The sequence below is a fragment of the Psychrobacillus sp. OK028 genome, assembly GCF_900103605.1.
Classification (GTDB): domain Bacteria; phylum Bacillota; class Bacilli; order Bacillales_A; family Planococcaceae; genus Psychrobacillus.
Genome location: NZ_FNHY01000010.1, coordinates 23,345 through 35,962 on the forward strand (window position 1 = coordinate 23,345; position 12,618 = coordinate 35,962).

Here is a 12,618-nt window from a genome sequence, read left to right on the forward strand (position 1 = left end):
TATAAGAAGAAATAAGAAGGGAACGGATTTCGTTCTCTTTTTTCATCTTAAGCAATAAAAGAGAAGTGAAGGTGAGTAATGATATGAACGAGAAATTCATCATCCATGCCGATGAATGCTACCAAAAAGCAGAGGAGAAGGCTAATCATTATTTCCAATCACTTTATGCACAAGTTAAGCAAAAAACATATGTGCCAACTTTAACGGAGGATATACACTTATGGAAACATAACCATATCCGTCATTATTCTTTGTTTCCAAAAAGAAAAGAAAAAGCTAATGCTGGTAGTTACCACAATTATATAAAGTGGCTCAATTATACAGGGAAACTAGATAATTATTTGAATCGAAGCATTTCCTATATTTTTATGCGAGATTTAGGTAAAGCATTGAACTCTCCAGACACAGAGAGAAGGATTCGCGATATAGTAAATAGCTTGAAAACAAATCTTTTATCTAATTCTGTGAACCAAAAGAATGATACAGAGATGTTCAGCATGACAGGCTTGTACCGACTTGCTCAGAAGGAGGGGTTAGAGTCAACTTTCATATGGCTGATAAATAAGCTTAAGATTGTCTCCGCAAATATTCCGAAGGAGATGGATGCAGAACATGCCAAGCGAAAGCTTATTAAAATTATTGCAGGCGTAATTATGCAAGAGATTGAAGAAATGACTGATGCAATTTCTCTAGAAGAGCGTCAGAAACGGCTCAAAAAGGCGATTAGACTCGGGTATTCCTATGGATTGACCTATCCTTTTATCGATGATTTACTAGATGCAAAAATTTTATCCGAAAAAGAAGAAAAACAATACGCACAGTTAATACGTACCACCCTTACTACAGGAGTTGTGCCTGCATTAGATGATTGGACAGGAAAAAATTCAGAGCTAATCGGTTATATTCATTCAGAACTTAGAGAAGCCTTTGAATTTATTAAAGCCCATCAACGACCAGAGAAAAGAGAAGGTTTTTTCGAACAATCCTATGTATTTTTTAATTCGCAAGAAATAGATCGTAAAAAAGATTTAGCTAATGAAAACTATACGAATGAAGAGCTTTATATTCCAGTTATTTTAAAATCCGCATCTTCACGATTGATTGTCCGTTCTGTAATTGGAGCTCCAGAGGATGAGGGATTCGACAGCCGAACATTTTTTTATGGCATATACAATCAACTTGCAGATGATTTTGCAGATATGTTTGATGACTTGAAGGATGGTGCAGTAACTCCCTATACATACTACTTGAAGTATCATGATAAACGATCAGATCTTATCAATCCATTTGAATTGTACTGGACGGTAATCTCTAATTTAATTCATCAAGTTTATCATTCCGATAAAATGACACGTGAAGTAATTTTAGACCGGGCTATAAACGGATTAAAACGATATAGGGAGCGAGCGGGTAAGGAGAAGTACAAAGAAGTAATGGAACTTTTTGCTTCAGGAAATTCAAAATTCAACAAACTAATTCAACAAATGGTACGAAAAGCGGATGATGTAGATTTTTTCGACAAGCTACTGCGAGATCATATGATTGCAAGTTTGAAAAATGATAGACAAGGTCAGGAAGATTTTATCGATAAGGCCAAGACAATACGTAGTGAGATTAATAAGATACTGAATATCCCTAAAACGAATGAGATGAACAATTCCATAATAGATGCTGCAAATTACAGTCTTGCAGGAGAAGGAAAGCGATTACGACCGATCGTAACTTGGTTTATGGGAGTAAACGCATATGGCTTAACCCCTTCCACACTTGAGGCCCTTTTAAAATCATTAGAATATATGCATACTGCTTCTCTCATTTTTGATGATCTTCCATCTCAAGACAATGCAAAACTACGCAGAGGTCGTGCAACACTCCATGAGGTTTATAATGTCTCCATTGCAGAGTTAACTGGCCTTTTCCTTACACAGAAGGCTATTTGGGAGCAAACTACTTTGGAGCAGTTCGATTCAAAAAGGGTGCTTAAGCTTATCCAATATTCGGCTCAAGTGACTGCGGATATGTGCAGAGGTCAAGCAATGGATTTAGATTCAAAAGGGCAGCAATTGACTTTAGAACAACTAAATACTATGTCCTTTTACAAAACTGGACTTGGTTTTGAAGCATCTATTTTAATGCCAGCGATTCTCGCAAATACTAGTAAATTAGAAATAGAAGCATTGAAAAAATTTGCCCGCCATGCCGGTATTGCATTTCAGATTAAGGATGACCTTCTAGATGTGGAAGGTGATACAGCCTTACTAGGAAAAACGATTGGTAAGGATATAGAAAATAACAGCTCTACTTTTGTTTCTATTTTAGGGGTGGAGGAAGCTAAAAAAGAAATGTGGGAGAATTACTGTGTTGCGATGGAATCTTTACAGGATGTACCACGGAATATCAATTTCTTGAAACACTTTTTAGATTATATTATCAATCGCGATAAATAAAATGTAATGGAATAGACTACCCCTAAACGTCATGATTGAATGACTTTTAGGAGTAGTCTCTTTTTAAAATTCTGCTGCATTTATGGGTTACGGCCGTATGGAAACCGGAGTTCCTATTGGGATCAAGTTGGATAACTCCTCCACATCTTTATTGTGCATCCTAATACAGCCATGTGATACAGCTTTACCAATGGAGCTAGGATCGTTCGTGCCGTGAATACCGTAATGTTCTTTGGATAGACTCATCCACATTGTGCCGAAAGGTCCACCAGGATCAGGGACTTTATTGATAATGATAAAATCCCCTACTGGCGTATTGAATAATATTCTTCCAATAGCTATTGGGTACTGCTTTTGTAAAAGACCGTTTTTTCGTAATCGTAACCTCCGATTGTTTATGGATATCTCTATTTGATAAGGAAGCGTATTTGGATCTGGAAAGCCTGGGATCACAATGGATTGACCAATAAAAAGTACATGCGGATTTATAGATGGGTTTGCGCTTATGATTTTGGAAAGGGGAGTACGGTAGTCTCTAGCTATTTGACTCAGTGTTTCTCCTTGTTGAACTGTATGAATCAGTGTAAACACCTCCGTTCTAGTACATTATATGCTACTTTTTAAAAATGCTTCATCAGGTAGAATAAGAACATAGTTTCATGAATAGAATCTCTTATAACAGAATTCTAAAGGTGGAATGAGAGATTGAAGATATTATTTATATTTCTATTATTCATAGTCTATTTCGCATTATCACTTTCACTGGAAAGCACCAAAGCAATAGGTCTCTATTTAATCATTTCATTAGTATTATTTTTTTGGGGAGTTTTGGAATGGCAACGTATTATTAATGGAAGAAACTTGGAAAATAGAAGGAGATTAGAGGAACTGCTCGCTGAAATTCCTCATACAGAAAGTCTTAGTTCGGACAATTTGTTAAATGTTATGCTTATAGATGATGTGAATAGTATTTTTTATCTTCTCCAAAGAGATTCCATTGCAGAAGATTTTAATATAGCAGCTATTCCTTTTTCTCAAGTGCTCGAGGTTGCGATTGTGGAAGACGAGCGGGTTCTAAACTTATATCCCAAAGACGGTATATTGGAAAGTACGCTAGAAAATGATGAAGAAATAGAGGATTATGAAGAATCTGATGACGAAGAAGAGGAAGAGGATGAATCTATTGAAGCATTGAGTTTAAAAATAGTAGTAGACGATATAGCTAATCCTATTTTAGAATATCCATTTATACAGAATGAACAGATCCTTTTCCTAGATTCTGAAGAATATTCAGAAGCAATTTCAATTTGTAACGAATGGTATCAAAAAATCTGTATTATTATTAAACGCTATGAGCATTCCAACGTAGCTGTGCGACTTTGGCAATAAGCTTGCATATAAGCACTTACAAATAAAGAGACTGTCCCTAGATAGTTCATTAGGGGCAGTCTCTATAGAGTTTTAGGAGATGGGTAATTTATCAGGATTCATCGTAATATAGAATTCTTCAATTTTGTCATCTTTAATGGAAAAGCTAATGACACTGTGTAGCTTACTATTCATATAATTTAAGATTGCAGGCTGACCATTAACATTTTTAATCTTAAAATAATAATCTGCAGAAGTTTTTTTTGAGATACCGTATAAAAATGCCAATACAGTTGTTGAAGAATAGATGGGTCGTATAGCTGCTCTTACTTTTCCTCCTCCATCTGAGTAGAGAATAACATTTTCGGATAAGAGCTCTAGCAATGTATTCATATGCTGTTGTTCAAAAGCTCGGATAAATTGTTCAACAATAGACTTGTTTGCTGTATAGTTTAGACTTTCAGTTTCTATACCAGCGACTTTTTTCTTTGCTCTGCTGAATATTTTACGACAGTTTTGTTCTTTCTTCTCTAAGAGATTTGCAATTTCCGAATAAGAAAAATTAAAAGCTTCTCTTAATAGTAAAACCGCTCTTTCATCTGGTGCCAAATTTTCCATCATCCTTAAGTAAGCAATACTTAAGCCTTCTTTTTGGAGAACAAGCTCAGATGGATCGAGGTAATGTAATTCCTCAAGCAATAAGGGTTCAGGATTCCATGGCCCCACGTATTCCTCTCGTTTATGTCGAGAAGACCTTAAGCTATCTATACAGCGGTTTGTCATCACCTTACATAGATATGCTTTTACGTTTTCAATTTTGTCTTCTTCAATTTGATAGACTTTTAAAAAAGTTTCTTGCACAATGTCTTCGGTTTCAACTACAGATCCGAGCATACGATAACCTATAGAAAACAATAACGGTTTATACAGTTGGTAATCTTCATTACTAATTTGCACAATATAACCTCTGTTCTTTTTCTATTATCTCTTCGGCAGCTTGCTTTGCACTAATGATAGCTCCTTCAGACAAAATGGAGTGAGGTGATGTCCAGTCCCCTGCTAAATATAATCCTGACATCGCCAATTTAGAACACTGTAACTTATGATCTTCTCCTATTTGAGGTAGGCGCTGGTTTACAGTAATAGTAGGCATGAAACGACTTGAAACTTTGTAGTTTTGCCATCCAGGCTGTATTTTTTCTAAAAATTGTTCAAGCTCGTTTTTAAGTAGCTTTCCATTAATATTATCATCTGGATGAAGGTATTTGAACACGTGTAGCACAACAGTATTTTCGTTCTCGGAAAGGATAGCAGCATTTGAATGGACGGAATAATAAAAGGGTTCCGTTACTTCCATAGCAAATAATCGATTTGGTTTAGGAAGCTGTGTTAGTGCGACGTCTAAAGAGGCTCCCTTTACAGGTATTACTTGCGTAAAAAAATCCAACTGCGCTTGTGTGATGTTGTCACCTAACATTTTCATAAGCTCTCGGGGACCGGTTGTGCTAAGCACATAATTACATGTTAGTTCCTCTTCGGTAGAAAGCGATAGTCTAAAATTCTTTTCTGTCATTTTAAATTCATTCACCCTCACACCAGTTTGTATTTGAACCCCTGAAGTTACGGATTTGTTATGGAGCTGGTCAATAATTGTCTGCCAGCCTTTATCAATATAAAGTACCCCTCCCAGAACCATCTTTAAATGGGCGACAATGACACGGGCGCTTACTTTCTCTGGGGCATGACAGTAGGTTGATAGGCGACCTAGAATAAGGAGTAACTTTTGGACATTTTTTGATTGGGCTATTTCTTGAACCCATTGCTGAAACGTTTGCTCTGAAAGGTTTTCTATTTTCATACTTTTAATTTTCCATAAAATATTCAGCCAATCCATACGCTCTTTCCAGCTAAAAAGGCCAGTTGTAAGTACTCCTAAGGGGGTAAAAGGAGCAGTGTATTCCACCCTATTATCTATTAATAATCCGTTTAGCTTAGGTGACTTACCATGTAATTCTATTCCTAATTCCTGAAGTATAGGTGCTGCATTTCCTTTTGTATAAAAAGCGTGAGGACCAAGATTAAAAAACTGCTGATTAATCTTATCCGTCCTTGCCCTGCCACCAACTTTTTTATCTTTTTCAATGATCAAAATAGACATTCCTGCTTTAGCCAAATAATTAGCTGCAACATAACCCGCCAAACCACCGCCGACTATTACAACATCCCACTTATTATCCATAATGTGAATTCCTCCCTAAGGTCCTTTATAAATCAAGACGGGGGAGAAGAGAAGTTTGTGACATTTTTCATTAAATTTATTTTAGTCATGACAAATGGGAAATAAGAGGGTGACGAGAGTCATTAATTATTCAGAAATAGGCAAACCTGGAACAACACTGCTAGTAGGTAATAATCTCTTTTGCTTGGATTGTTCTTGGAGAATCGTAAGTAATATTTTCTGAATTACACTTGATTCTGGTGTTTCATTCAGATGAAATGCAAGATTGCATTCCTCCATTGGGTCCCTTGTAACATTATATAATTCATACTGATCATCGACTGGAGATTGCTTGGTTGTAGTTATACTAATGGCAACTTCCTTTGTGTCTGAAACTGAAGTGGATTCTTTCCGCTCAGTCACTTCATCATCTACTCCTGGATTACTCCAAAATTGAGTGTTATCAAAATATCGAGTAAGCTTCCAAATTTCCTCCGCTTTTTCGTTCCCAGTAGGCAGCCTCAAAATCACTGTTTCTAAGTGATTTGGCTGAATAACTGATTCATAAGGTTTTCCCGTTACCGAAAACTGGTTCATGCCTTTCGTCACTTCATCATCCGTCATGAAATAAATAGGTTCGTTGGCTCGTGGGAATTTGTTATTGCCTTTCAGCAAGGTGGAGAGATCTCGTCCTACCAATGGATGAACCTCACTGTGACTTTTTTTGAGTTCATTTTGAGCATCGGCTGTATTGATATTGGCTAGAGCTAAAAGAGTAGGAATTATATCTAAATGACTTGTAATCATGTCCGTTTCCATTGCAGTAGAAAACTTTGGGCTATGAATAATTAACGGGACATGCAAGGATTCTTCGTAAGCATTATGCCATTTTTGAAATAACCCACCATGCGCGCCTACAAGGCTTCCATGATCTGCGGTAAAAACGATAATCGTATCCTGATAAAAGATAGATGATTTTAGAGCCTGAAAAACTTTATAAATTTCATCGTCTACTTTCTTCTGAAGCGAATAATAGAGCTGTCGATAAAGGAGAGAATCGAATGTAGGCTGAAGTGCTTGTTGGTAGACATCGCGATAACTGAGTTGGGCGGAAGGTTTAGTGAGTAAGTTTTCATTTGCTGTTGGAGCAGGTGGAACGAAAGGAAGGGTAGGATCAATCTCAAAATTAAACATAGGATTGAAACGAGTAAATAGGCCAAGAAGCGTAATATCATGTGGATTTACAAAAGAGGAAACAATGAGCCATGGCGATTCATCAGCTGATTGTGCCTTTTTTTCAAGCGAATGAATTAAATCCACGACCTCCTTCGCATAAAATTCATCTCTCCCACTTACCCCTACACCTGCAGAAGACCCCGAATTTCGTGGATTAGACCCATGCGGTTCGGGACCAATCCAACCATCGAAACCAAAATTATTCAATCGATTGGCATGTTCGTAAAGTTGCTTTTGCGAATGATTTGGAACACCAGTTTTCGGATGATAGCTTGGAAGAGCATTATGAGTACCAGGTATTAGAATATCCTCATTGGATAGATGCCATTTCCCTTTCCAGTAAGTTTGATATCCGGCTGTGCGAAAGTATTCGCCTAAAGTAGGTACCGTGCTAGGATCTAACCAAAATACATCCGGATCAGATGCGCCTTTGGCAACTCCAGTCGTTTGCGTCACCCCATGAAGTGATGGATACTGACCTGTAAATAGCGTTGCTCTACTCGGTGCACAAGCTGTACTTCCAATATAATGATTTAAAAATGTCATTCCTTTATTTCTTAGCAGCCCTTGTGTTTTTAAACTTTTTATTCGCCACTCTTTTAAAGCATCGGTTTCATAAACAGTTGGAAATCTTTCTTCATCTACAATGATAAATAGAATATTTGGTCTGTCCAATTTTATAACCCCTTCATTTTTATACCTTTATTCATTGTATGAAAAAGTGATAGAGCAAAATGGATATTTAGTCTAAGCTGTCCAAATATAAACCAAAAGAAACAACTCATTATTTATGGAACTCTTATTTGTAATGACCTATAAAGCGTTATCTTTTTGTGGTTTGTTCTTTTTCACATCATTCTATATATAACTTGCGGCAGTAATACTCATTTTCTTCTGGTCCCCTTTCTCTCAAAAAGGGAAAAAACAATTGCAATTGTATCGTTATATCTAACGGTTTTTGTTTTCATTATATATATGTATGAAAAATAATATATCCATTCCTATATGACTTTTGTATAATAGTGAAAAGTCAGAAATTTAAATAGAGGTGTAGACAATTATGATCTTATATGACTCAAGAATTCTATTAGAGGACCGCATCCATAAGGCTTTATATAAATCTATACATATACAAGTAATGTTAGTCATTTCAGCCAAATACGAAAATTACCCGTTTGTGCCGGTGCCGTGTCATGATTAATTTTCCAGATCTATTTAATCAAGTAATCATGGTACTTTTCCTCACTCTAATTTACCAACTTTTTTTTAATGAGAGTGAGTTGCAACGAAGAAAATTGTCTTCCAAGTTGTACATTTTACTACTACTTATGCTTTTCCTAACGTTGACTTTTCCTATCGAAATAAAAGGGGATATTCACTATGATTTTAGACTTATACCTATCATTATTTCTTTTATTTATATAGGAGTGCTGCCAGGTTTGCTTATTTCGGCTGTTTTAGTTTTTTACAGAGTATACCTCGGTGGGGCGGCAATCTATAGTAATTTATTTGATATCATTGTAATTTCACTTATTGCCATACTTTTGGTTTTTCTCACGAAAAGATATAAATTATATACGTTAAGGAGTAAAGCCTTTGTTGTTAGCTTTGTTTTTTGGGTATCATCCATAAATAAAATAGTATATTTGTATATAAACCTACATTTGGAACAATTACCTTTAATGATTTTCTATTTTACAGGTGCTTGGATCAGTTTGTTGTTGGTGGTTTATATAATAGATTATGTGGACCAACATTTACAGATTCAGTTGGAACTCCAGCAGGCTGATAAATTGAATGTAATAAGTCAATTGTCAGCTTCCGTAGCACATGAGATAAGAAACCCTATGACTACTGTCCAAGGATTTTTGCAGTTAATGATTAGTGATCCTCAATTACAACAAAATTATAAGGATTATATCGACATATCACTCAAAGAATTAAACGATGCTCAATCTATCATTAATGATTACTTATCGTTAGCCAAGCCGCATACAGAAGGATTCTCCAACATTAACCTTTCAACTGAAGTAAAGAATGTCGTTAGTCTTATTAATTCATACACGAATATTAAGAATATACGCATTGAATCTTCCATTCAGGATTCGTTATATATGAACGGAAATAAGGTTGAACTAAAACAAATTTTGGTAAACATTATGAAAAATGGAATTGAGGCAATGGAAGAAAACGGACTACTTACTATCCGCTTATATTCGAAGCTTGAAGAAATTTTCATAGAAATAACTGATACAGGAAGTGGGATGACAAAAGAGCAAGTCCAAAAGATGGGTACACCATTTTACTCCACCAAGGAAAAAGGAACTGGGGTTGGATTAACCATATCATATCAGCTAATTCATGCAATGAAAGGAAAAGTGGAAATTGATAGTGAATGTGGGGTAGGAACTAAGTTTACCATTCGGTTCCCTAATAATAGAAGATTATGAACAGCAAACCATCCTATAGTTTGTCCGTTATTATGGTGAATTACATTATAACTGATAATCTTGACTTCGAGATAATAATTCCATACACTTAACTAAACAAAGTATGTTGAGTAGAAAAGGATGATGAAAAATGGAAGAGGTCAAGAAAAAAGTGCCAACGGAAGTAGATGAAAAAGGTAAATTTATTCGTCAAAAAAATCGTTTTGCAACACCTTTTGGAAGTGACCCTGGTGAACTTCCGGTTGAAGCTGGAAAATATCGTTTGCTATGGGCTGCTGTTTGTCCATGGGCACATCGCTCTGTCATTGTGCGAAGTGTGCTTGGGCTAGAGGAAGTTATTAGCTTAGGAACTGCTAGTCCGATGCGTCCAAATATTGATCGAGTAGATTGGGAATTTTCTTTGGATGAAAATGGAGTAGACCCAGTATTAGGTATTAAATATATAAGTGAAGTATATCTTCACGCGGATGCATCATATGAGGGCAGACCAACAGTCCCTGTCATTGTTGATGTGAATGAGAAAAAGGCAGTTAACAATGATTATTTCCGATTAACGAATCATCTAGAAACTGCTTGGAAGCCATTTCATAAAGAAAATGCACCAGATTTATATCCTGAGCATTTACGAGAAGAGATTGATGCTTTAAGTGAAGTTATTTTCCATGAAGTAAATAATGGCGTATACAAATGTGGGTTCGCCCGTTCTCAGGAGGCATACGAAGAGGCGTATGATGTTTTATTTGCACGTTTGGATGAATTAGAAAAACGTCTATCTACACAACGTTTCTTGTTTGGGAACTATATTACTGATTCAGATGTTCGTCTGTACGCAACACTTGTACGCTTCGATGTTGCATACTACGCAGCTTTCAAAACAAATCGCAATCGTATTGTAGATTTTCCTAATTTATGGGGCTACTTACGCGACTTATATCAAACACCTGGCTTCGGTGATACGACAGACTTTAATGCGATTAAAATACACTATCATTTATCAAACCACATTGCGAGTGACGATCAAAAAGGCCCAAATAATATTCTACCAAAAGGTCCAGATACGTCCATCTTCCATTCAAAACATGATCGTGAAGCTTTGAGTGGCAAGAAAGAGAAATTTCTTATTTAAGGGGATGTAAATTTTGATCATACGCGATTCGAGACAAGAAGAATTAGCATTTATACGTGAAATGAGATTACAGGCATACGAGGAGCATGCTCCCAAAATACCGGAGGCACATTGGAATACACTCAAGCAATCCATATTATCGGATGCCGATTCAAAACCTGGTATCGAACGAATGGTAGCAGAAATTGATGGAGAAATTGTCGGAAGTGTTGCCTTGTTTGCTCCAGATAAGCAAGTATATGCCGGCATGTTAGACGAAGAACTGGATTACCCAGAACTGCGTATGCTCGCAATATCCTCAAAAGCAAGAGGAAAAGGTGTAGCTACAGCACTTATCAATGAATGCATAAAGCGCTCGAAAGAAAAAGGGTTCAAAGAGATGGGCCTCCATACTGCTGATTTTATGGAAAATGCCATTAAATTATATACGCATCTCGGTTTTGAACGCCTTCCACAATTTGATTTTGAACCAGCAAATGATGGCATTATCGTAAAAGCATTTCGTATCAAGTTCTAATTAAAAAGTAACCTAGTTTTAAACAGGCTATCCTGTTTTAGAGCTAGGTTATTTTTATGAAGGACTATGTCAAAGTGCAAGGTGATTTTTTTCTGTCTGTTTAACTATGCTTTTCATAACAAAGTTTAAACTAAGTAACTATCTAACTCCTTTTTCTGGAGCAAGTGATGACGAAAATGCATTTCAACCAACTCGTACCATTCCCTTCCATTCAGCCAACCGAACCCACCATGTTCAACTTTATTATTAGGGTTAATATAATCTACTTGCGATTTCCAATGACTCATTCTATGAATTAACTGTTCCATCCTACTAATTAGAAATTCCTTGCTATCCGAATTATTTGGTGGAGAATTCAATTCATCTGGCAATCTTATTTTTATAGGTGGGAAACCTCCGTTTTTATATAATTGCTCTCCGAACTGAGTTTTACCAAAGGGTTTTTCTTCGTTTAATGCAGCACATATTTCCAAATTATCAAGATACTCATGAGCAACAACAATTAAATGATCATACATTTGTCCAATAGACCAAACCCCCTCATCCGAATTATATCTGAGCTGTTCCAATGAATAATTGTAAAGATTGCTTTTGAAGGTAACGAGTAGTTCATTGTCACCCATTTAAATTCCTCCTTTAAAATAAATCTGAAATTTTAGTTTTCTAGTTTAGGAATGATTATAGCAGAGTCTATATTATTATTGCTATTTAAATAGTTCAAACATAAAATGAGGGAAAGGATTGAATATGAGGGAGGACAAAATTATGATAAGTGATTTAGATTTGAAGCACCTACAACATTGTGTTGAATTAGCAAAAACGGCATTGGAGAAAGGCGATGAGCCATTTGGTTCAGTACTTGTCTCATCTAATGGAGAAGTGCTTGCAGAAGATCATAACAGAGTTGCAGGTGGTGACCATACTCAACACCCAGAATTTGCTTTGGCGCGTTGGGCAGCCAATAATATGACACCGGAAGACAGAGGTAAGGCGACAGTATATACCTCTGGTGAACATTGCCCAATGTGCGCTGCTGCCCATGGTTGGGTTGGTTTAGGTAGAATCGTTTATGCCAGTTCGTCTGAACAATTAGGACAATGGTTGAATGAAATGGAGGTTACTCCATCACGCGTACGTAATCTTCCCATTCATGAAGTTATTCGAGATACCACAATCGATGGTCCTGTTCCTGAACTAGCGGAGCAAGTTCGTCAACTTCACCATCAGTTTTACGCAAAGAGACGTTGAAGAGAGAT

11 protein-coding genes and 1 pseudogene are annotated in these 12,618 nt (G+C 36.4%); 7 read left to right on the forward strand and 5 right to left on the reverse strand.

The genetic code is table 11. The features are described 5' to 3' along the window. The first annotated feature begins 83 nt into the window (after positions 1-83). A complete protein-coding gene (locus BLR36_RS15925) occupies positions 84-2,447 on the forward strand; it encodes a polyprenyl synthetase family protein (protein ID WP_093062733.1) in 2,364 nt (787 codons plus the stop codon). Positions 2,448-2,534: 87 nt separating this feature from the next. On the opposite strand, the gene BLR36_RS15930 is transcribed toward BLR36_RS15925, so the two are convergent. Continuing rightward, a complete protein-coding gene (locus BLR36_RS15930; protein WP_093062845.1) occupies positions 2,535-3,029 on the reverse strand; it encodes a L,D-transpeptidase family protein in 495 nt (164 codons plus the stop codon). 123 nt (positions 3,030-3,152) lie between these two features. Here BLR36_RS15930 and BLR36_RS15935 point away from each other — a divergent pair, with 123 nt between their 5' ends. Further along, entirely contained in the window at positions 3,153-3,836 is a 684-nt protein-coding gene (locus BLR36_RS15935; RefSeq protein ID WP_093062734.1) for a hypothetical protein, read from the forward strand. Positions 3,837-3,908: 72 nt separating this feature from the next. Here BLR36_RS15935 and BLR36_RS15940 read toward each other — a convergent pair whose 3' ends face one another. From BLR36_RS15940 to BLR36_RS15950, 3 genes are all read right to left on the reverse strand, one after another. Further along, positions 3,909-4,772, reverse strand: a complete 864-nt coding sequence (locus BLR36_RS15940) for an RNA polymerase sigma-70 factor (RefSeq protein ID WP_093062735.1) — start codon at positions 4,770-4,772, stop codon at positions 3,909-3,911. Further along, positions 4,762-6,054 carry a phytoene desaturase family protein gene (locus BLR36_RS15945; RefSeq protein WP_093062736.1) on the reverse strand — a complete coding sequence of 431 codons (1,293 nt, stop codon included), beginning with the start codon at positions 6,052-6,054 and terminating at the stop codon, positions 4,762-4,764. The genes BLR36_RS15940 and BLR36_RS15945 overlap by 11 nt, the downstream gene beginning before the upstream one ends. Before the next feature lie 126 nt (positions 6,055-6,180). Beyond that, entirely contained in the window at positions 6,181-7,944 is a 1,764-nt protein-coding gene (locus BLR36_RS15950; RefSeq protein ID WP_093062737.1) for a sulfatase-like hydrolase/transferase, read from the reverse strand. A gap of 554 nt (positions 7,945-8,498) precedes the next feature. Between BLR36_RS15950 and BLR36_RS19265 the strand changes: the two are divergent. From BLR36_RS19265 to BLR36_RS15965, 4 genes and pseudogenes are all read left to right on the forward strand, one after another. Continuing rightward, positions 8,499-8,981, forward strand: a pseudogene (locus BLR36_RS19265) (LytS/YhcK type 5TM receptor domain-containing protein); the annotation flags it as partial. Positions 8,982-9,062: 81 nt separating this feature from the next. Next, complete coding sequence (locus BLR36_RS19090; protein ID WP_254771434.1) at positions 9,063-9,719, forward strand: sensor histidine kinase; 657 nt, start codon at positions 9,063-9,065, stop codon at positions 9,717-9,719. Between the two features lie 130 nt (positions 9,720-9,849). Continuing rightward, positions 9,850-10,845 carry a glutathione S-transferase family protein gene (locus BLR36_RS15960; protein WP_093062739.1) on the forward strand — a complete coding sequence of 332 codons (996 nt, stop codon included), beginning with the start codon at positions 9,850-9,852 and terminating at the stop codon, positions 10,843-10,845. Positions 10,846-10,858: 13 nt separating this feature from the next. Beyond that, complete coding sequence (locus BLR36_RS15965; protein WP_254771435.1) at positions 10,859-11,362, forward strand: GNAT family N-acetyltransferase; 504 nt, start codon at positions 10,859-10,861, stop codon at positions 11,360-11,362. Between the two features lie 125 nt (positions 11,363-11,487). Here the strand turns inward: BLR36_RS15965 and BLR36_RS15970 are convergent, their stop codons facing one another. Then, positions 11,488-11,985 (reverse strand): DinB family protein, encoded by a 498-nt coding sequence (locus BLR36_RS15970; RefSeq protein WP_093062740.1) that lies wholly within the window; start codon positions 11,983-11,985, stop codon positions 11,488-11,490. Positions 11,986-12,127: 142 nt separating this feature from the next. On the opposite strand from BLR36_RS15970, the gene BLR36_RS15975 reads away from it, so the two are divergent. Then, positions 12,128-12,610, forward strand: a complete 483-nt coding sequence (locus BLR36_RS15975; RefSeq protein ID WP_093062741.1) for a nucleoside deaminase — start codon at positions 12,128-12,130, stop codon at positions 12,608-12,610. The last annotated feature ends 8 nt before the right edge of the window (positions 12,611-12,618 follow it).